Annotated in this window: 16 protein-coding genes; 12 read left to right on the plus strand and 4 right to left on the minus strand. The window is 37.6% G+C overall.

Annotated features, from left to right (window positions below; genetic code table 11):
* Positions 1-653: 653 nt before the first annotated feature.
* The 3 genes from HUJ21_RS11585 to HUJ21_RS11595 all read right to left on the minus strand — a co-directional run bounded on the left by HUJ21_RS11585 (position 654) and on the right by HUJ21_RS11595 (position 4444).
* A complete protein-coding gene (locus tag HUJ21_RS11585) occupies positions 654-2747 on the minus strand; it encodes a hypothetical protein (protein ID WP_291369919.1) in 2094 nt (697 codons plus the stop codon).
* Positions 2748-2887: 140 nt separating this feature from the next.
* Complete coding sequence (locus tag HUJ21_RS11590) at positions 2888-3691, minus strand: metallophosphoesterase (protein ID WP_291369921.1); 804 nt, start codon at positions 3689-3691, stop codon at positions 2888-2890.
* Positions 3692-4279: 588 nt separating this feature from the next.
* Positions 4280-4444, minus strand: coding sequence for a hypothetical protein (locus HUJ21_RS11595; RefSeq protein ID WP_291369923.1), 165 nt, complete (start codon positions 4442-4444; stop codon positions 4280-4282).
* Between the two features lie 230 nt (positions 4445-4674).
* Here HUJ21_RS11595 and HUJ21_RS11600 point away from each other — a divergent pair, with 230 nt between their 5' ends.
* The 11 genes from HUJ21_RS11600 to HUJ21_RS11650 all read left to right on the plus strand — a co-directional run bounded on the left by HUJ21_RS11600 (position 4675) and on the right by HUJ21_RS11650 (position 21206).
* A complete protein-coding gene (locus tag HUJ21_RS11600; protein WP_291369925.1) occupies positions 4675-7581 on the plus strand; it encodes a hypothetical protein in 2907 nt (968 codons plus the stop codon).
* 399 nt (positions 7582-7980) lie between these two features.
* The gene (locus tag HUJ21_RS11605) at positions 7981-8142 is read left to right on the plus strand and encodes a helix-turn-helix transcriptional regulator (protein WP_291369986.1); all 162 of its coding nucleotides are present in this window, start codon (positions 7981-7983) and stop codon (positions 8140-8142) included.
* 30 nt (positions 8143-8172) lie between these two features.
* A complete protein-coding gene (locus HUJ21_RS11610; protein WP_291369927.1) occupies positions 8173-9183 on the plus strand; it encodes a hypothetical protein in 1011 nt (336 codons plus the stop codon).
* Positions 9183-13142, plus strand: a complete 3960-nt coding sequence (locus HUJ21_RS11615; protein ID WP_291369929.1) for an Eco57I restriction-modification methylase domain-containing protein — start codon at positions 9183-9185, stop codon at positions 13140-13142. Before HUJ21_RS11610 ends, HUJ21_RS11615 begins: the two co-directional genes overlap by 1 nt.
* Before the next feature lie 791 nt (positions 13143-13933).
* Entirely contained in the window at positions 13934-14521 is a 588-nt protein-coding gene (locus HUJ21_RS11620) for a hypothetical protein (RefSeq protein WP_291369931.1), read from the plus strand.
* A 14-nt stretch (positions 14522-14535) separates the two neighbouring features.
* The gene (locus HUJ21_RS11625) at positions 14536-15330 is read left to right on the plus strand and encodes a TlpA disulfide reductase family protein (protein ID WP_291369933.1); all 795 of its coding nucleotides are present in this window, start codon (positions 14536-14538) and stop codon (positions 15328-15330) included.
* A 223-nt stretch (positions 15331-15553) separates the two neighbouring features.
* Positions 15554-16225, plus strand: coding sequence for a cupin domain-containing protein (locus tag HUJ21_RS11630; RefSeq protein WP_291369935.1), 672 nt, complete (start codon positions 15554-15556; stop codon positions 16223-16225).
* Positions 16226-16875: 650 nt separating this feature from the next.
* Positions 16876-17313, plus strand: coding sequence for a hypothetical protein (locus HUJ21_RS11635; RefSeq protein ID WP_291369937.1), 438 nt, complete (start codon positions 16876-16878; stop codon positions 17311-17313).
* 1056 nt (positions 17314-18369) lie between these two features.
* Positions 18370-19314, plus strand: coding sequence for a bile acid:sodium symporter family protein (locus tag HUJ21_RS11640; RefSeq protein WP_291369939.1), 945 nt, complete (start codon positions 18370-18372; stop codon positions 19312-19314).
* A gap of 149 nt (positions 19315-19463) precedes the next feature.
* Positions 19464-19883, plus strand: a complete 420-nt coding sequence (locus tag HUJ21_RS11645; protein ID WP_291369941.1) for a cyclase family protein — start codon at positions 19464-19466, stop codon at positions 19881-19883.
* Between the two features lie 315 nt (positions 19884-20198).
* Positions 20199-21206, plus strand: a complete 1008-nt coding sequence (locus HUJ21_RS11650; RefSeq protein WP_366483688.1) for an NADP-dependent oxidoreductase — start codon at positions 20199-20201, stop codon at positions 21204-21206.
* A 51-nt stretch (positions 21207-21257) separates the two neighbouring features.
* Here HUJ21_RS11650 and HUJ21_RS11655 read toward each other — a convergent pair whose 3' ends face one another.
* A complete protein-coding gene (locus HUJ21_RS11655; protein WP_291369945.1) occupies positions 21258-21557 on the minus strand; it encodes a hypothetical protein in 300 nt (99 codons plus the stop codon).
* A 1010-nt stretch (positions 21558-22567) separates the two neighbouring features.
* Here HUJ21_RS11655 and HUJ21_RS11660 point away from each other — a divergent pair.
* Positions 22568-22882 carry a hypothetical protein gene (locus HUJ21_RS11660; RefSeq protein WP_291369947.1) on the plus strand — a complete coding sequence of 105 codons (315 nt, stop codon included), beginning with the start codon at positions 22568-22570 and terminating at the stop codon, positions 22880-22882.
* Positions 22883-22940 lie beyond the last annotated feature (58 nt).

The raw sequence follows: 22940 nt of genomic DNA on the forward strand, positions 1-22940 counted from the left end.
TTTTTATTGTACTTTTTGCTTGATCAAAAAGTACCAAAAAATCAAGACAAAAAAATCCTTCCTCCCTCATACCTCCCGCACCCCCGGTTTTTTGTCGGGCCTGCGCTCTTTGCGTAATTAAATGTCAATTTTCTTTTTTATTAAGGTCTACGTTTTCATTCACTTCATAAGTAGACCTAACATTATAAAAAGGCAGAAATCAGGAGGGCGATTTTTTTACATACATTGATTTACAGGTTTTTAATCAAAAACGAAACCGTTAATTCCTCGTATCCGAAATCCCTCCGCCGCGGCGGAGGGACACAGGGGGATTTTCTTTCGAAAACATTCATTTCATATGAGCTTTGAAAAGCTTGTAATTCAATTGTGAGATCCCTTAGTCATTTTGTCAAGGGGGGTGTGCGATTTTGAATTGTAACTGATCCTAATGACATGACCCGGTCCATCGGTTTATCATTTGGGTATCGCACACGGGCAAAGGATCGCAGACAAAATCCCCCTTTAAAAAGGGGGACAAAGGGCGATTTTTTTCTGCATGGTATTAAATAACAATGCCTTTTAAGTTGGTATTCCCATTGAAATCTTCTATTGACCTAACTCAGAAAAGGCAAGTATACGGAACAAAACTGCAGCAGAATTTCACATTACCAGCTTTACCGGGCAATGTATTTGCCTTCCCTGAAGGCAGCCACTATCCTTCTGTCGGCTGTTCGGCAGGTATTCGGATAATCCTGAAAATACAGGCAGTCCGGAACCCCATCCCTGAAGGAAATTTTAACGGAATATTGTTGCCTGCCAAACAGCCCTTCAAACTGGTAGCTGGCAGACATGTTACTGGGTCGGTTTTGGGAATCCCTGGCCGTGACGCTGACACCCGCGACACTGTTGCGGATAAACTTGTTCATGGCCCAGCTTTTTGAGTTTTCAAAGATCAGGTCTTCGATCAGGATCTTGAAGTTTTGGGGCAGGTTATAGTCCACTTCATTGCCCGCCACCTCGCCGGTTATTGTTAAAGCGGCCTGGTTATTGGCAAAACGGATCAGGTTTTCCTCAAATCTCTTCATGGCCTTATTGCCACAGCCATTTAACCTGACGAGTTCTGCCAGATCTGCTTTCATGGATAGTGCATCTCCTACCATACTTGTCATGGCCTGTATGCCATCCCCACTGGCCATCTGAGTCAGCATTTTGCCCAGATGCTTGAAGGTATCCCTGTCCAAAATGCTTTGTACCAGAGAATAGGCCTGGTATACATTGGGATCGGCATACAAACCCGTAGGTACTTTCACCCAATCTACACAATAGCGACTGACTTCCACCCCAAATCCATTGGTAGTGACAGATTCTGTTTTGCACTGGTCTTCATAGATCTGTACACGGTTGTCAGGCAGGTTGGAGGAGCAGGTGCGCGCATAATGATACATGTATTCCGAAATCAATGTTCCAAAATTCATTTCGTCCCTGTTGAAGGGAATGTCTACAAAATTGCCCTTAAAAATATTCAAAAACAGGGCACTATGTTGCAAGCCATTGGTGTTGAAATCAAATCCGAGTTGTTTCAGGGCTTCAGCCTCGGCCAGTAGCCGGTCTCTTTCGGCTTGTTCCTGCTGCCGTTTGATGGCTTCTTTTCTGGCTATTTCACGGCGGATGTTCTCTTGCCGGATTTCTTCTTTCCGATCTGCCATAATCTGGTACAGACCACTTACTTGCAGGTTATCCGAGTATTGGATATGAGAAAGATAAAACGACTCCAGTTGGGTCAGGTCAGCGGCACTCTCTGCAGATTGAATCTTGCTCAACAATTCGCTTTTTTCCTTCGTGACCAAAGCCACCTTAGCCGCAATGATTTCCTGATTCGCCTTTCTTACCTGATCGGCATTGAATACCCGCTGGTACTTGTTGTTAAAGGATTCAAAAAAGGCATTCAGTTCTCTTATCTGCATGGAAGGCAATGGCTTTATATCTGCCGTTACGCAAGCATCCAGGATTTGACCTGTTTTATTTTTTATCGCCTCATCGACTTTCTTTTTGTCAGACTCATGGAGATAGGAATAATACCTGCCATTATCAGCAACAAAGGAAAGCAGGGGATTGAGTGAAGCATAAACATTATCAAGTATACTGACTTTCGCTAAGGCAAAGCCAATTTGATCATTGGCTATTTTCTGAGTATGTTGGCTGATCAGCCTTGTGAGCGAAGTGATTTCAGCAGGCATCAACAAATGGGCATACCGGGACTTCAGGGATCGATCCCAATCCACCAGGAAATCAAAGTCAGGAGATGCTTTTTCCTCTTTTAGTTTCTTTTCCAGGGCAGCAGTTTCTTTTCTGATATTTCTCAGTTCGCCTGCCTTTGCCTTGACCACTTCATAGCTGAAGTCCCGCATATTATTGGCACTGATATTTCTGTTTTTCCCCAATGCATTTTCAGCAGGGGCAGAGAATTCAAATAAGTTTCCGGGAATGGTACTGGTACAGCCGGCAAAATAACCCGCTTTGACAATGTATTCCAGATTTTTCTTCGATACCTCGGCTATGCTTTTTTTAAATACAGGTACAAAATATTTGTCCGAGTACATGTTGTAAATGATGCGCTTCATCTCTGCTGCACTGGCCTGGTTCATGTCTATTCCCGGGTAATCCAGGCTGACCTGCTCTACCCACTTCACGATTTTTTTTGGACACTGTGCGGCTAGTGGGAGGCAATTAAACGCTACAACCAAAAGTACAAGGAAGGAGGTTTTCATCAGCTATGGATTTTGACAGAGGAGCAAAAATTGAAATATAACCAACTAAAAATAAGATAGTTTTCCGGAAAGTTAAAGGGAATGATCCATTTTTTTTAATAAGCCGCATTTGAAAGCCTGCCAAATACATTTTTGGTGGTTTAATCCTCTTTTGGCAGTTCTAAAGGTACAAAATGGTGTTTGATGGTATCTGCCGAAACCTGCCAAAGCCTGAAGCCCATGGGCCTCTCGTCAAAATTCTTGCTGGTGGTTTCCCCACTTACCATTTGTATCTGCCGGTATTGGTTGACCGTCAGCTTGTGGGTATGGCCGGACAGGTAGGCCGCCACATTGTTATCCACAAACAATTCCAGCAACTGCTTCCGGGTGGTGTCCGGCAGGTTGTAGTAGTGATCGGCTTCCTCCGGATCTTCGGTATACAGGGGATAATGACCCAGTACGAAGGTAGGGTACTGTTCTTTTTTTTGTTTTTTGATGGTCTTTTTCACCCATTGGTCGTGTTTTTCCGATTCGTTTTCCACCCGTACTTTCCATAGCTGGGTGTTGGTCACGACAAAGGCATGTTTTTTATGCCTGAACCGGTAATAATCCTTTCCGATGGTTTTGCGGTAGTATTGGAGGCTGGTATCATTGGGGACATTGCCCACGTCATGGTTACCGGACACCAGGTAGGAGGGAAGGGTAAAGCCCTCCCGGATACTTTTGAAATCCGCATAGCTGCTGTCGCTGGCATCATTCACCAGGTCTCCGCAGATGACCACAAAATCAGCATCCAGCGCATTGATCTGTTTTACGGCCTGCCGGAATGTTTTCACATCATGCGCATAGCCTCCCATGCCCAGCTGCGTATCGCACATCTGTACAAAGGAGAATTCGCTTTGGGCTTTTAGCGTTAGGGAGGATAGAAGAAGGACTATTCCGGTAATGCGGTATTTTAAAATCATTTGCTATATTTTTAGGGTTAAAATAGGAATGTTTTTTCAAATCAGTTTTACATCCTTCAAATTATCTGGTTCATTTAGAACGCTGCCTTACCAAACCTTAATGCTAGTTTATAGGATGCTCCATCAAAAGATCCGGGCTGGATAGATGCCTGGCTTCTCTTTTAAACAAGTGTAAATTTACAGATTTTATACTATAGTGGCCTTTGGCAATTGAAGAGACAGAGGTCCCATCTCCCAAAACTACCTATCCTTTACTGAAATTAACTTTTTAATAAATTTCAACTGCAAATATTTGTATTTTAAACTCAAATTTCGGAAAAAATGTCAGTGCTGAATTTTTATGGAAAGGAGAGTAGTCAGTTTTTTACAAAAATTTACAATTTTTAGCTTCAAAAGCCGACTTCGGAACCGAAACTTTGAATTTTTTATATTCAAGCCTGTCAGTTTTTGGTCGAGGCTTGTCAGTTTTTAGTCCGGGCGTCCATTTATTAAGTACCCTGTTGCGGTTCGGAGCAGCCTTTAGGGGCTTTGAAAGTACCTTTATGTTAGGCGGATCCCCATCTTCCAAAGAAAATAAGCTGTAAATCCTCACCTGTAGTCAGGATTCGGACGGTAGGTGATGAATTTCTGCAATCTGGCAATCAGGCTGTACCAGCAAAATGTTGTTGTTTTACCGAAAAATAGGGTAGAAGCTGGAGTAGAAGCTTGTGCTACAGACCCAAAGTAGCGTGAAAGCGCATTTTTTCGCGTCATATCGTGGATTTATGGTACATACTGTGTCTGCCGGTGTATAATTGAAGCAAGAAGATAAAAAACTGCTTTTGCTGGTCATTAAAGAAATATTTAGTATTATTAAACCCTCAATGAAAGTGTTGACATATCAGGGATATTCCCCAGATCGCTGTTGGATAACCCTGGTTCGGTCAGGGATAAATTTGAGTTATGGCCAATAAAACAACTGCACAAATAAACAAACAATAAATATGGAGACAGCCTCAACAGAAACGCAAGATGATGTTTCATTACATGTAGAAAAAATTATTAACGAATTGAATTTGAATGATGAAATAATAAAAAGACACCGTGGAGAAGCAAGAAGTATCTGGGAAAAAACTTACACCAAATATAAAGAAGCACTTGAGAGTGAGAATTCAAGTCGAAGATGGTTTTGGGAACTTTTACAAAATGCAGTTGATACACTTGAAAATAAAGATGATAAAATTTCAATTAAGGTAAAGATTCGAAAAAAAAATTCTGAAGGAACGAATTCAAATGAAATCGAATACTTTAAAAAATTAGAATTTGAACATACTGGTGGTACTTTTAAGCCATCCAAAGATATTGATGAATTAGACGACTTTGAGAATTTTTTTAGACCTGGCTCAGGAAAACAGTTTAGCGGGACAGATAATGGAGGACGTTTTGGCACAGGTTTTTTATCAACACATTGCTTATCTCCTATTATAAAGGTTGAAGGCATTTGTGAAGATTCAACTGGTAGTAAATTTTATAGTGAAACCACACTTGATAGAAGTGAAATTCTAAAAGAAGATGAGCTGTCAATAAAATTAAACAAAATCAGAATTATAAACTCTCTTCATAATTATGAACAATCAAAATCTGATAACACTGATATTTTAAACAAACCAATTGCACGTTTCACATATTACATCCCAGATGATAATAAATATAAAAAAACGCTAAAAACAGGGCTGGAAGCTATTTTGTTTATGATACCGTATGTTTTTGCATTTAACCAAGAAATAAAAGAAATTGAAATAGATGATTGCGGATTTATAACTAAAATAATTAATAACGGATTTGAAAAATTCATAAAAAACATTAAATTATACAGTACTTCTGTAAAAATAGGAAATCATAAATCAGTTAAAAGGACAGTTGCATTAATAAAATCTGACGAAAATGATGTTCAATTAGCATGGAGGGTACATAATGTTAATAATTGTCTGCAGTTTTGTGATGAAAGAAATCGCTATTCTAAAAAATTTAAAAGTAATCTAACGACATTATTTTGTAGATATCCTTTGGTAGGAAGCGATGCATTTAATTATCCGACAATCATAAATTCAAAAAATTTTCGTCCACTTGAAAAACGTCATGGTATTAATTTAAAAGAACAGGATAAAAGTAATCAAGGACTACTTGAGATAGGAAATAAATTATTTCTATCTTTTATTTCTACAGTTTCTGCCGATGGTGAGTATATATATAATATTTTAAATACGAAATATATAAAACACAATAATCACGAGTGGATAGATTATGTGTTTTATGACAAACTGATAAATAATTTAAGAACTGACATTTTAAAAACAAAGCTTATTGATATATCATCCAACAAACAGGATAGGAAATCAATCATTGATGAAAACAGTGAAACTATTATCTACTTCCCCGAAGAAGATTTTTCTAAAACGGAAGAGCCTGATGTAATTTTTTCAAGTTTCTATAATTACACCTGTGACCTTTATAAAAATTCTATCCCAATTGAATCGGATAACAATAATTGGTTAAATATTCTTTGGGAAGATAAAAATATTTTAAAAATAGGAGTTGAAGACTTAGTAAAAAAAATTTCAAACTCAATAAATCTTTCCCAGTTTATTCAAGAGCTTATAGATATTGAAATTACAGATGAGAACATAGAAACATTAGAAGCTCAAACAATAGAATGGCTTAATAAATTTTATAACTTTTTAGTAATTGATTTCAAACAAATAAATCTATTAAATCTATCTGCTGGGAAAGAAGATTTTCCAATTATTCCATCAAGGTCTAAAAATTTTTCCTTACTTAAAAATTTGAAAAAAGACGTTGGGTTTGAAGAAAAGGAAATTGATGAAGATTTATTATTAATACATGAGGATTTCTATTATTCCAGTAATAAGAAATATAAAGATAAGCTTCTTAAAAAATCATTTACGGAATTAGAAAAATTGAAAAAAGAGGACTTTATAACAGAAGAATCAATTGCAGATGAAATAATTAAAAAGCTTGAAGAATTAATTGATATACATTCTAAATATATTAAGAAAACTGAGAATGGTAATACCCTTGAAGATAAAGAAGTAAAAGAAAAACAGAATATTGAAAGAAAATTATCTAAACTTCAAAATTGGATATCTAAACACAATTTAAAACGTAATTATTTTAAAAATTCACATAAAAAAAATATTCTTCAGACAATCATTGATGAAAAGGAGAGTGAAAATTTAACTCATCTATTAGAGCTAAATCGTACTGGAAAAGTTTCATTAGAGAGACAGAAAGAAATAGCATCAGACGATGACCTTGAAGAAAAATTAAAATATGGTAAAAAATATTTGGAAAGCATTCGTAAAAAGGAAGAGCGTGACGCAAAGAATAGAAAAATAGGTGACCATTTCGAGAAACTATTTATAAGTTTATTAGATTTTGAAATAGGCAGAAAGCATTATGAACATAAAGATGGTAAACAAGATTTTATTATTTATCCAAATACCGATAGGGAATTTTATATTGAATTGAAATCTGTTTCTGTAAATAAAAATTCCGTTTTACTAACACCTGACCAAGGTAAGAACTATGGTGAAAAAGGAGAACGATTTTTTGTTTGTATTGTTCCGTATTCTGGTGATTTTGCAGATTTTACCCAAGATGATTTCAAATCAAAAGCATCTTTTAACAATAAACTATCCAATGTTTTCAAACAAAAAACTGATTATATTTCAGAGTTTATAGCATTACAGGATAATGTAAAAGGTGTATTTCCAGATAGTTTACTTGAAGATTTTAATGAAAAAAGTTTTAAATATGAACTTCGAAAAGAAAAGTCTTGGAAAGGACTGGATTATACTATGTTTATTAATTTACTAAAGTCAAATAATTAAACAATTACTGGCCATAACACGTAATATACGTAAGCTGAGGGACGTAGCCAATTTGAGCTTTTGCACATTGACTCAAAATCACAGCGATTTGGTAGGAGAGTGTTTTGAAATCCCAGGCTCCGCATATTGCCACCGTTACCAACAAGCCCAAAAAAAGAAACAACAGCGCAAACTTGATGAGATTTTTTTTTGCCGACCCGCAAGAAAATGATAGCCTACGCACATTGCACACATTGTCAAGCGCCACAAGCCGATGCTCAGACCAATGCTTGCCAAAGAGTGTAATTTTTGCCGACGCACACAGATTCACAATTAAACTGACAGAAATTATATTGAATAACAAGAAATGGAAAAAATAAAAGTATTTTAGTAATTGAAATTTGTACGAAAATTAACCGAATAAAGGAAGTACTAGAAGAAAAGGGAATCAAACAGAAATGGTTGGCTGATAAACTTAGAAAAAATTACAATATGGTGATTGGTTATGTAAAGAACTTACAACAACCCAGATCTGAATTACTTTATAAAATTTCTAATATCCTTGAAATAGAAGTAAGGTAATTTTTAATATCAAATTAAGAAAACGATTAAGTGCAAACTGATATAGATATATTGGAAAATGAAATACTTAAGCAATATCCTGAAGTGCTTGATATACTTTTACGTGACCATACAACCCATAAAAATATCTTTTGGGCTACCGATGATTATGAGAATTTAGGCAAAGACTATCATTTTGATGCCCAAATCTTACCTGAGCTAATTACAGGTAAAAATGGTAGTATTATAATGCCGAGAGTTCAGAAAGATATTTTACTTCAACAAAGCAGGTCAAGGGACATGGCAGAAGTGTTTACACCTTCATGGATTTGCAATGCTCAAAATAATCTAATCGATAATGCTTGGTTTGGTAGAGAGAATGTTTTTAATACAGAATTAAAAAAGTCAAACGGATTTAAATGGAATATCAACAAGGATATAGTAATTTTTCCCGAGAATAAAACGTGGAGAGATTATGTAAAAGATACACGGCTTGAAATGGCTTGTGGAGAAGCACCATATATTACAAGTCGATATGATACTACAACTGGTAAATTCATTCCGGTTGAAAACCGTATTGGAATATTAGACAGAAAACTCAGAGTTATTAGTGAAAATGTTGAAAGTACTGGTGAATGGCTTAAATGGACCCAAATGGCATATAAAAATACGTATGGTTTCGAATTTCATGGCGATAGCTTATTAATAGCAAGAGAAGCAATGCTTGTTACATTTATTGATAACTATAAAGAGAAATTTGGAAAAGAACCTTTATTAAAGTCAATTCAATATATTGCCTATATTATTTCATGGAATGTTTGGCAAATGGATGGGTTAAAAGGTGTTGTTCCAAATACATGTGGGGAAATTACAATAACTGATATAGATCTTTTTGGAAATAAAAAAACTGAAAGTAGTTTTTGCAGGGGTTGCATGGATAATAATATTTTAAGACACAACGGTACTTATTGTTTAATTAAAGACTGGTCTAACAAGGATTTAACAACCGGAAAAAAAGGCCGAAAGATTAGGTTTGTTGATTTGTTAAAGAACATGAGATAATGAAATTCACATCATCGCTAAAGCTTAAATTGATTTATGTGTTTCGAATTAATGACCAGGCACACGAGGGCTGCTTAAAAGTTGGTGAAGCAACTTCTGACAATGAAAATATTTGGGGATTAGAACCAAATAGTAAGGCGTTAAACAGAGCTGCAAAAGCACGCATCGACCAATATACTCTAACAGCTGGCATTGCATATGATTTACTTTATACAGAAGTATCTGTTTATGCTGAAAAAGGAACAATTAAAGCATTTTCTGATGCTGAGGTTCACAATGTTTTATTGCGTTCAGGTATTAAAAGAAAAACTTTTGATAAAAAAAATAAAGCCAATGAATGGTTTGAAACCGACCTAGATACCGTTAAAAAGGCAATATCTGCTGTAAAAGAGGGAAAAGATTCACTACAGTCCAGGGAAATTACAATATCCCAAAATCCTATTGTTTTCAGACCGGAACAATTAGACGCCATCGAAAGAACAAAAAAGCAATTTAAAAGGAGCAGTGAAATGCTTTGGTTTGCTAAAATGCGTTTCGGAAAAACCCTATCGGCACTTCAGGTAGCAAAGGAACATTTGTTTAACAGAACACTTATTTTAACCCACCGACCTGTTGTTGATAAAGGTTGGTTTGAAGATTTCGGAAAAATATTTTACGATTTACCTGAATATACCTACGGTTCAAAAAATCAAGGAAATACTTTTGATATATTAGAAAATCTATTCAAAAAAGGGGAAACAAAATATGTCTATTTTGCTTCAATGCAAGACTTACGGGGCTCAGAACTCGTAGGCGGAAACTTTGACAAAAACGACGAGATTTTTTCAACAATTTGGGATTTCATTATTGTTGATGAAGCACACGAAGGCACTCAGACAGAGCTTGGTAAGGCTGTATTGAGAGAATTAAAAAAAACAAATACCAAAATTTTACATTTATCTGGCACACCATTTAATTTGCTCGACAATTACAAAGAAGAAGAAATATATACATGGGATTATGTGATGGAGCAAAAAGCAAAGGCTGACTGGGACAAAGTCCACTTTGGCGACCCAAACCCTTATGCATCACTTCCAAAATTAAATATCTTCACGTACGATATAGGTAAACTTGTTGTAGGTTTTATTGATGAAGAAGTAGCTTTTAATTTCCGTGAGTTTTTTAGAGTGGATAAAACTGGAGGTTTTATTCACTGCAAGGATGTGCTTTCATTTTTAAATCTTATTTGTAAGCACGATGTAGAAAGTAATTATCCTTATTCCACCAATGAATATCGTGATAATTTTCGCCATTCACTGTGGATGGTTCCTGGTGTAAAAGAAGCAAAAGCATTAAGTAGAATGCTTCAATCTCATCCTGTTTTCGGGCAATTCAAAATTGTTAATGTAGCAGGAGAAGGCGATGAAGAACAAACCAAAGAAGAGGCACTTAAAAAGGTCGAAAGTGCAATTACAGATAAACCACATGAAACTTATACTATTACACTTTCTTGCGGTAGGTTGACTACAGGGGTATCGGTAAAGGCATGGACGGCAGTTTTTATGCTTTCGGGTTCGCATAATACAGCAGCATCTTCTTATATGCAGACTATTTTCCGAGTACAAACACCAGCAACAATCAACGGAAAAGTGAAAGAGGAATGTTTTGTTTTTGATTTTGCACCCGACCGGACTTTAAAAGTGATTGCCGAAACAGCAAAAGTGTCTGCAAAGGCGGGCAAAACCTCAGGCGAAGACCGTAAATTAATGGGTGAATTCCTCAATTTTTGCCCAATAATAGCGGTGCATGGTTCGCAGATGCTCAGCTACGATGTTAACGGCATGCTCGAGCAGCTTAAAAAAGTGTATGTTGAACGTGTAGTTCGAAATGGTTTTGAAGATGGCTATTTATACAACAACGACCAACTGATGAAATTAGAGTCGGTGGAATTAGAAGAATTTGACGGACTTAAAGAGATTATTGGAAGCACCAAGGCAATGCCCAAAAGTGGCGACATTGATGTAAATAAGCAAGGATTTACTGATGAAGAATACAAACAGCTTGAAACAGCTAAGAAAAAAAAGAAAACAGAATTGAGCGAGGAAGAAAAACAATTGCTAGCTGAAAAATCAGATAAAAAGAAAAACCGTGATAGTGCCATCTCAATACTTCGTGGAATTTCTATCCGTATGCCTTTGCTTATTTATGGAGCCGATGTAATAAACGAGGAAACTGAAATTTCTATTGACAACTTTACCGAATTAGTTGACGACCAATCGTGGGAAGAGTTCATGCCCGAAGGAGTTGATAAACCAACCTTTTTGAAATTCAAAAAATATTACGAACCCGATGTTTTTCGAGCGGCAGGTAAACGAATTAGGGCGCTTGCCAGAGCCGCTGACCAACTTACGATTGAAGAACGCATAGAACGGATAACTTCAATATTTGGCACTTTCAGGAATCCCGACAAAGAAACCGTTTTGACTCCTTGGCGAGTGGTAAACATGCACTTAGGCGATTGCTTAGGAGGTTACGTGTTTTTAGATGAAAATCGGGAGAAAACCATCGATGAACCTCGTTTTGTATTGCAGGGTGAAGTAACCGAAAATGTATTTTCTTCCGATGCTAAAATATTAGAAATAAATTCAAAATCAGGTCTTTATCCGCTTTATGTTACTTACAGTATTTTTCGAAAGCGTGTGGCAGAAATATATCCCGATAAAGAACCAAATACTTTAACCATTAGGCAACAATTGGAACTTTGGAATAAAACAGTAGTAGAAAATATTTTTGTTATCTGTAAAACCCCAATGGCAAAAGCTATTACCAAACGTACCTTAATTGGTTTTAGAGATGGTAAGTTAAATATGCACGCTTTCGAAGACATAGTGAATCAGATAACAAACAAAACAGGAAATTTTGTAAAACGTCTTAAAAAAGGCAATACTTATCGTAAAGAATTAAATATTAATAATATGAAATTCAATGCCATTGTAGGTAATCCACCGTATCAAATAAAAGGTGGCGCAGGAGGAACAAGTGACTCTTCAATTTATCATCATTTTGTTGAAATGGGTAAAAAAATAGAACCTAAATATCTGTCTATGATAACCCCATCTCGCTGGTTAGCAGGAGGTCGAGGACTTGGGGATTTTCGACAAGAAATGCTTAGCTCCAATAATATTATAAAGCTAATTGACTTTCCTGTTTCCAGAGAGGTTTTTCCTAATGTTGAAGTTAAGGGGGGAATTAGTTATTTTCTTTGGTCTGGTGATTACAATGACAAATGTGAAGTCTCTGTGATACGTGGAGAAGATAAAGCTTCATCATTTCGGCAGCTGGATGAATTTGATGTTTTTGTACGACACCCTTTAGCCGTTGAAATTTTGAGAAAAGTCATAAGAGCAGATGAACCATCAATTATGGAGATTCTAACAGCAGACACTCCCTTTGGAATTGCTACCAACTTTGATGGCTTTCATAAACAAAAACAACCAGGAGATATAGCTCTATATTACGTTCGTTCAGGTAAACGTGATATAGGTTTTGTTCCCAGAGAGTTAATAAGAAAAAACAAACATCTTATTGATAAATGGAAGGTTTTTGTTCCTAAAGCAGGCTCGGATGGTGGTCAAAAAATACCAGACTCTGTACTGGGCAAGCCTTGGGTAAGTATAAAGCCATCTGTTGCATCACAGACATTCTTGGCTTTCTTTGTAGAAAGCGAAAAGCAGGCACAAAATGTTGAATCTTATTATAAAACGAATTTTTTTAGGCACCTTGTTTCATTGAGAAAAATTACCCAAGATGCTCTCCGTCCAATGTATTCTTGGGTTCCACTTCAAGATTTCTCTCAAAAGTCAGACATTGATTGGAATAAGTCTATACCTGAAATTGACCAGCAGCTTTATACGAAATATGGATTGAATGAAGAAGAAATAGCATTTATTGAAAGAATGATAAAACCAATGACAGAGTAAAATATGATAAATGCCTACGATTCGCAGTCATACACATTGTCAAATCGCACGAGCCAAAGCGCAAACCAAAACTTGCCAAAGAGTATACCTGCCCAATCGCATGGGAAGATTGCCGACCCTGATAAAACAAAAATTAGTGCTATATTGAAACCTAAGTAATTGAAATCGAATAAATGCCAGTTGGTAATAGTATAGACGGCCCCGCCAGATTCCTCTGACGGGGAGCGGCTCACACACCACTCGGGGTACGGCTCTTCCCGATGAATCGGGACAGGCTGTAGCTTCTATTCATCCCGGCTCGTTGTTAAAATGAATCGCCGCGGTGAACCATTTCATAACGCTCTGCCCCAGTTCACTGGATTGTAGGTTTCGACCGCTTGAATGACTTCGTCGGGCAGGTTTTGAGGTTATAACATATTAAAAGCTTTGTAAGATGGAATCTTTGCCATTTATCTATTTTGGCTAAAGCCCATGATTTTGAAATGCTTTCAGTTGGAATGGGCTAAAGCCGCATTCCTATCGATTCAGTTAGGCCTGGGAATTACAAAGTGCTATATTCTGGAATGTTTTTTTTTTTTTAGGTGATACAGGCAAAGGTGCCATTCAAAAAAATGTTAATATGCCGCTTGCCATCTTGTCCGAAATGATTAATTTGAAAGCGGAAAGAAGAGGAGGTTTGTAGTTATTGGTGAATCTTGCTAAGTAACAATAGGGTTTAGAGGGACAACAAGTTTTTGCCGGATTTATATTCCATTGGTAAACAGATAGGCAATTTGTGGCTAATTTGAAAAATGACAACACTAAAACAGAAATATTATTTGTCAAATAAGACTTTTGAGCTTACTGACCGAAAAGTTCTGATTGTAGAAAAGTCTGTATTTGATGATAAAGAATGGGAAGCCAGATACAATGAACTCGGACTTGACTTGGTTAAGGTTAAATCGAGAGAAGGAATTGGCAATGTTGTGTTTTTTGGCGGACTATTGATATTGACGGTCTTTTTGACATTTAAGGCTTTTACGGATGGAACCGATTATAAATTGGCATTCTTCTTTCTTTTAGGGTGTTTTATGTGGGGAACTGTAATTTGGTGGAGTATTCAGAAATACTTTGTATCTCAATATGTTTTAGCTGGAGGAGATAAAATATTGACTTTCTTCATCAATAGTCCAGATGAAAAGACCGTTAAGGGCTTTATTGACCAAATTAGAGAGCGAACGAGGAGAAGACTGAAGGATGAATTAACTCATTTCGATCCAGACTTAAGTTTTGAAGACCAATTGAACAACTTGAAATACTTAAAAAATATTGATGTGATTGACCAGGAAGAATTTGAAAAGATTAGAGAACAGTTAAGGGAAAAACATTTGATAAAATAAAAAATTGGCCATAATTGAAACGCAAAATAATTCTACTATTACTTCTTCCCCTTCTATTTTCCGCCTGTAAGGAAAAAACAGAAGAGAATTTAATATCCGGTAAAGTGGATAAGCTTGATCCAAAAGTAACTATCAATAAAATTGAATCTGATATCAGCCAATGGTGGACTTATCATTCAGCTAACATCTCCTTATCATCGAATTTTATAGGTTTAAATGAAAAATCCGACACAATCCAAAAAGAGCAATTTTTAGAACAATTAACTTCCGGGGATTTTATTCCTTTAAAGTTAAAATCTAAAATAGAAACCTATAAGTTGTACAAATTAGACGCTTTAGCTGATAAGGGTATTGGAAGTACCATAAAAAATGCCTCTACCACCAATCTCGAGCACTTCAAAATGGAAGGTAAAACCTTTCCCAAATTTGATTTTAGAGATTTGAATGGCCAGCACTACAACAATGAAAACACCAAAGGTAAAACCATCCTTATTAAAACCTGGTTTATTGGATGTACGGCCTGTATTGCTGAGTTTCCTGAACTTAATAGGATTGTTGAAGATCATGAAAATGACGACGATATGGTTTTTATTAGCCTGGCATTGGATGCCAAACCCGAATTAGAAAGGTTCCTATTAAAAAGGCCTTTCAAATATCAGGTGGTTCCGGAAAAAAGAGATTTTTTAGAAAAAGAATTAAACCTGCAAATCTATCCGACGCATATAGTAGTAGATAAAAATGGTACAATTGTAAAAGTGGTAAATAAGGCATCAGAAATGATTGCATTTATTGAAAATAACATAGATTGACGCTATAAAGCTGACATCCACCGTTGTAAAAAACCAGTCACCATTTAAAAGACAATTTTCTCATTTCGGATAAAGCCCGGGAGGGGGTGAAATTTTATTTAATAGGAATGGGCTAAAGCCGCATTCCTATTGATTAAGTTAGGCCTGGGAATTACAAAGTGCTATATTCTGGAATGTTTTTTTTAGGTGATACAGGCAAAGGTGCCATAAAAAAAATGGTAATATGCCGCTTGCCATCTTGTCCGAAATGATTAATTTGAAAGTGCAAAGAAAATATGGGAGATTTGGTGCAGTTGATTCTTTTTGGTCAGTGTCAATAAGGTATTCAGATTTATCACACCTGGGATGGAATTGTATCTCTTTGTTTAACAGATTAACGAGTTGGCGGCAACAAAAAAGAGAGCTTCGGGAAATGAATGAAAGGAATAAAAATTGGAAACCGATAATACTTCAAGCAGACGAGGGCGAGAAAGTACTTTTTCGTATTGGACTAATGACTTTTAAAGTGTCATCAAACCAGACCAATGATAACTTTATGATATGTGAAACAGAATTGCCCCCAAAAGCATATGTTGAACCTCATTCACACCCGGAAGCTGAAACATTTTATATACTTGAAGGCGAATTCATATTTTACGTTGAAGATATGAACAAAGGAATAAAATGTAAAAAAGGAGCATTTATTAGTGTACCGCCACATGTAGAACATAGTTTTAAAAACACAGGTGGGTATAAAGGAAAAATACTTGGAACTATGACGCCAGGCGGAGCAAAAGGATTAGAAAGTCTATTCAGAACGTTTGGAGTGGGAATTACCGACAAAGACGTTATTCCGGATTTGAATAAACCTATTGAGGATTGGGTAGCAGCAGTTGACACTATTAGAAAAAAATAATTAAGTGAAAAAATGTCAGCCGCCAACATCAATGTTTCTTTTTGGCCGCTTCCCAAACGATCGTCCCATTCCCGATAATATTCATCCCGGATTATGTATACCGCTATAAATTTTCCGTTCATCCATTTTGGCTAAAGCCAGGAGTGCTTGTTCAAACATTTCGGAATGGGCTATTTTCTATTGAGTAATAATCATTTAAAAAAAGGATTTTTTCCCTCAATTGTCCACTGCTTTAGCTGTGGGCAACCTGGCATTTATGGAAAATTGGCTTTAGCCAAACCCTTTATCCATAACCCTTCAAATCCATATTTCACAATTTTATCCAATTCGGCTTAAGCCGGGATAGGTAATGCTATTTCAGGGGATGGGCTAAAGCCGCATTCCTATTGAAGAAGAGTTGGTTAAATGATAAAATAAATATGGCAAGTGAGCGATTTTTGGGCAATAATGTTATTTCCGATTTATTACCGAGCTATGCGAAAAGATGATCAGGACGAGCCATTCAAACAAATAACAGCTGCTCTTGATGTACATTTGGGGTTTTTTTCCGATTTCCACGATATTTCCAATAAAACCAACTATATTGTTCGCAATAACTATTTAGATGGTAAAACCATCTATGTGATTTTATTCCTAAATAAAATTTTATCATGAAGTACCTGATTATTTTGCATTTATTTTTTCTACCCCTCGTCATTTCTGCACAAAGCCCATCCAGCAGGGTAGTGCATACCGTTTTGGCTGACTCCATTGTGGGCAGGTATATGGCAGATTATGGTGGGGTGGATACCACGAGTTTTGTGCTGTACGGTAAATCCGGGTATTATTCTTTTGGCGAGGGAAATGTGGTGTTAAAATCGGAAAGATGTGACACTCCCATAAGCGGTACCATTACCAAATTGAAGATCCGTAAAAATACCGCTTCTGTAAAAGTGCTATTTAGCGAAGGCAAGCGCTATTACACAAAAGTCAGGTTAAAGCGTTTTAATCCAATGTCACCCTGGAGGGTAAAAACAAGGATTATTTACCCCATCTTGTCCATCCCCCGAAAAGAGCCCCTGATCATGCATTATAGCCTTAATATCTGAGGATTTTCTGTCGTACTGGCCAGGATGAAGAATACCGTTCGGATTATGGATGCCCTTATAGATTTTCCGTCCATCCATTTTGGCTAAAGCCCATGGTTTGTTATTCAATTCTAAGGAATGGGCTATTTCCTATTGAAGAGTATCCATTGGGAATCAGAATTTTTATAATCAATTGCCCACTGCTTTAGCTGTGGGCAACCTGGTATTTATGGAAAATTGGCTTTAGCCAAACCCTTTATCCATAACCCTTCCAATCCAAATTTCACAATTTTTTTCAATTCGGCTAAAGCCGCATTCCTATCGATGACACTTTTGTTAAATATCTGTAAACCAGCTTATTGAAAAATAAACAATATTATCCTGATTTGTATAATTTCCAAATGCTAAGCCTAGCGGTGACGAAATTGAATCAGCTATTTTTGGTAAAGAAGAAACCCTAAAAAATCTTTAAAATAAAGAAGGAATAGGATTTAAAACAAAAAGAGCGCTGGCCAGACAAAAAACCGGGGGTGCGGGAGGATTGCGGGGGGAAGGATTTTTTTGTCTTGATTTCCTGTCTGCCGGCAGGCAGGTTTGGTAATTTTGGATCAAAGCCTGTCCCGAGCAGCGCAGCGAATCGGGGCCAAAAGTACAATAAAAATACGTTAAAACACCAAAAATAACCTTCAACTCACCATTATCCATTAAAAAATGAAAATTTTACATCACAATATAATACAAAAAACCAATTATCATCCCTATTTCTGCTTTTTAATATGTTAGGTCTATTGAGGAAGCGTGTTTTTAACCAACGCCTCCTTATGTTTTGCCGGGGCTAAAAAAATAATTGGATATCTCATCTTCAGAATTATTTCCATAATTTCTAGCCTGCAAGACTATTGCGGGTAAAAATTATTAGCAGATTGCCTGAATATAAGTAATTTTGTGTCTCGGAAGCCTGATTTGCCATTTTTTGGAAAAGCCTGGCACCAGCATACCTGGGTGTACAGTAAATAGTAGAGCCGGAAAAAATGAAGCCATTGCTATCAGAACCTTTAAACAGAACAGCTAAACACCATGGAAATACTAGATGAGATCAGGCTGAATTTTAACCGGGAGAGCTTGCTCTTGCTGAATATCTGCATGGGTCTGGTCATGTTTGGCGTAGCCATAGAGTTAAGTCTAACCGACTTCAAAAAGGTATGGCAAAAGCCTAAAAGTTTAATTATTGGGTTAATTGCCCAATTCCTGGCTTTACCCTTGTTGACCTATTTGCTGATTTTTTTCATTGACCCTATTCCCAGTGTAGCTTTGGGTATGCTCCTGGTAGCCAGCTGCTCAGGAGGTAACTTATCCAATTTGTTATCCGTGATGGCCGGTGGGAATGGGGCTTTATCCGTAAGCCTGACCAGCATTGCCACCCTGGCAGCCGTGATCGCTACACCGGCCAATTTTACCTTCTGGGGAAATCTGTACCTGAGCGGCGGAACTTCCTTACCTCAGATTAACATCAGTTTTATGGATATGCTGGAAACCATACTGCTGATCGTGGGCATTCCCTTGCTGCTGGGCATGTTGCTCAATCATTATTTCGCCAAATTAATTGCTGCCATCCGCAAGCCGATCCGCATCCTCTCCATGCTTATTTTTATCGCCTTTATCGTGGGTGCCTTTGCTGCTAATTTTCATATTTTTCTGGAATACATTCATTTCATTATTCTCATTGTGCTTTTGCACAATGCCCTTGCTTATGGAGCAGGATATGGCCTCGGACAGCTTTTTGGCTTATCTCTGGCGGACAAAAAAGCGATCACCATAGAAACGGGGGTTCAAAATTCAGGCATTGCTTTGGTGTTGATCTTCAACTTTTTTGATGGACTGGGAGGCATGGCCATTATCGCCGGATGGTGGGGCATTTGGGATATGATTTCCGGCCTGGTGCTCGCCTGGGGTTTGTCTAAAGTAAACTTTTCAGCCATAAAAGCAGTATCAGCGCATTCCAAAAGACTCCCGGGCAGTTAACATTGCCAACTCATTAGATTTCTCTGGATTTACTTACTTCTCATAGCTGGAACAAGCCTTTAAGTTTGATACCATGAATCTTTCCTGCACTTGTCGGAAAGGTTACGGGACATCCTTTTGTAGGAAATATTCATATATACGCCGCTTTTGTGCTAATCGGGGCAGGCTTTTTAAAAGAAAATAATTTGCAGTTGCGTCCCGGAATGATTGTGCTGATCAAAACCGGCAGGGATAAGTATAACGGCATGAAAAACTTTCATAAAGTAGGAACCGGGATGAGTGCCGAGGCTACCGAATGGCTCATCGATCAGGGGATCAAAGTGATGGGGATAGATCAGTGGGGCTGGGATTTACCTTTACCCTATATGGCAAAAAAGGCAAAGGAAAGCGGGAATTCAGAATTGTTCTGGGAAGCACATTTGGTAGGCAAGAAGAAAGAATATTGTCATATGGAGCAACTGGTCAATCTGGATGCACTGCCCTATACAGGTTTTAAAGTAGCAGTGTTTCCCCTAAAAATCGTCGGAGCATCAGCGGCACCTGCCAGGGTAGTGGCGCTGATGGATTAACCAATGATAGGAATGGGCTATTTCCTATTGAGGCATTTTTTTACAATCCAGAATTTGGAAATAAAAATCCTCCAAATCAATTGCCCACTGCTTTAGCTGTGGGCAACCAGGTATTTAAGGAAAATTGGCTTTAGCCAAAGCCTTTATCCATAACCATTCAAATCCAAATTTCACACGTGAAAAGGAGGGGGCGCCTGGCCTCTTTTTCATTCGGTTTTACCTGATGCAACATTCAAGATGATAATCGGGGAACAATTATTTCCAGGGCTTTTCCTGCTTGCGGTATCATTTTTGTCACTTTATGGAGAAATCTCGATAATTATGAATAAGACCATACTTTTGCACAAACGCCCGAAAGGAAAGCCAACCCTTGAAAATTTTAAAACGGTTGATGAGGAAATTCCAACCGCAGAGGAAGGGGAGCTTTTGCTAAAAACTGTGTATGCTTCCGTTGACCCCTATCTTCGGGGCAGGATGAATGATGCGAAATCCTATATTCCACCCTTCGAATTAAACAAACCGATTCAGTCGGGTATAATAGCCGAAGTAGTGGATTCCCATTTACCGGATTTCAAAAAGGGAGATTTTGTCTCTGGCATGTTGGCCTGGAAGGAGTTCCAGACCTCCACAGGCAAAGGCCTGAATAAGGTAGACCCTAAGCTGGCAAAACTATCCAGTTATTTGGGTATTTTGGGAATGACCGGGCTTACCGCCTATTTGGGATTGATGGAAATTGGAAGGCCAAAGGAAGGGGAGACCCTGGTGGTTTCCGGAGCTGCCGGAGCCGTAGGTAGCGTAGTCGGACAGATCGGGAAATTGCTGGGTTGCAAAGTGGTGGGCATTACCGGCAATGATGAGAAAGTAAAGTTACTTACCTCTACGTTTCATTTTGATCATGCCATCAACTACAAAACATCCCTGGATATGAAAAAGGCGATCAAAAGCAGCTGCCCTGATGGGGTAGATGTTTACTTTGATAACGTGGGAGGGGAAATATCCGATGCGGTATTGGCAAATATCAATAAGTTCGCACGATTGCCCGTTTGCGGTGCCATCTCACTCTATAACGAAACAGAGGTGCCAATGGGCCCCCGGTTGCAGCCCATACTCCTCACCAAAAGTGCGACCATGCGGGGATTTATCATCGGCGATTTTGCTTCCAAATTCCCATCAGCAACCCGGCAATTGGCTGCCTGGCTAAAAGACGGAAAGCTACGATCCAGCGAAACCATCGTAGAAGGGTTCGACAATATTCCGCAAGCCTTTCTGGATTTATTTGAGGGGAAAAATAAAGGCAAAATGATCGTTAAAGTAGGAGATTAGCTGCAAGACTCTTCTGCCGGATGGGGATTTAATTGATAAACCTCAATCCGATTATTCGCCTTGGGATAAAATACACAAGCTGTCTTCCATTGCCTCCACTGAATGGGTAATTTCCAGTGGAATGTCTACTTCCTCATATTGCTTTAGTTCTAAAACCCTGTTTTCTTCTTTGTAAATTACCGCCCCTTCCAAAACGGTTAGTTTTGATACGGTATGGGCTTTGTGTTCTTTTAAAACCATCCCTTTAAGGAACCCCATGAGGAGTACTTTAAAGCCTGTTCCGTGATGCAGTGATTTTGCAATGGGATGATTAGATGTTTTTAGCTCCTCTTTTATTTCTTTAATCGTCATTTGGTTATTTTTTAGGGGTTTTCTGAAAATTTTTTTCTTTTTGAATAATGCCAGGCGCAGCGGCTTGTTTGATCCAGACCTTTGGGATTTATTCCGGCCGCATGTTGGGTTGTTTTTTTTGGTGATACCAAGTTAAGAAAAAACAGCGGGATGATTCATTTTTTAAAAGCCTGGAATATTTACCATTCATACATTTCGGCTAAAACCCAGATTTTAGAATGCGATTAGGAAGAATGGGCCAAAGCTGCATTCTAATTGAATGGGTTTGCTTTTGGCTTATAGGCTATATGCGGATATAAGTTTTCTATTGATCAAAGTGTCTTTCCTTGAGCTATAGGCATCAATTCTGGCTAATGCCGGCTATTATGTGGAATAGGCACTGGAAGGGGTGTTTAAAGTATGATCATAAGCGAAGAGGGCAAAAGCAAGAACAAGCAGAGCCGAAATTGCGGAAGCATAGTGCTTTCCCTCAATTAAAAACCCCGGGAAATGAATTTTTTAACGACAACAGAATATAGAATTGACTCAAAATGCCATTTATTCTGTGTTTTTCCGTAATAACATAGAATAACTATATTTCTCCTGTTTTTTTTAGATAAAAAATACGTCTTTATGAAATAATCTTTATATTGCTAATGTGGTTTTGAAAAAGGTGCGGTTTGGAATATCGAGCCGGTTTTTAATAAAAGCGAAAAAAACCTTTACGCTTTTTTTTATAAATAGGGTATCTATTTTGATTTCCCCTGTTTGATGTAGCCCAAGTAAGCTATAGAGAAATTTTGAATAAAATTCCAGAAAGCCAGCATTGAGACGCATGATAAATTTGTCCGGTGGCTGACTTCTGTTTGGCCAGCATAGGTATCCACATGGATTGGGTGATTGGTATAATAAATAGCCTTAAAAATATATAATTCTAACAACCAGTCAATAAAAGGGTGACTTCCTATTTATGAAAGAAACTCATAGAGTTTCATTATGAAAATTATTTATATACACTTAAACCTAAACAAATGAGCAATTTATTAGAAAATTACGAAGACTTTAATACTCCAATTGGGGAATTATTGGAGGGTCATGATGTAAGTATTTTAACTGATGAAGCTAAAAAATTAGTAGAAGGAGATCTGGTGGCGTTGGCATGGAAAAATCATACGCCTCGTACTGAAAAATTAGGAGTAAGAGATTTGCAATCGATCGAAGAAGCGTTCTCCAAACACAGCCTTTTTGGAAGTTCAAATTCTCCCGTAGTGGGCGCAGCATGTTGCTGCTGTACCTGTACTCCGGCCTGTTGTTGTACTGCGGCCGCTGTCATAAAAGCAGCTTAATCTCGTCCTCCTTTTTGAAAGTGGGGAAAGCTCCTCACTTTCAATTTTTAAATTCATA

The organism is Cyclobacterium sp., from assembly GCF_014762705.1.
Classification (GTDB): Bacteria; Bacteroidota; Bacteroidia; order Cytophagales; family Cyclobacteriaceae; genus Cyclobacterium.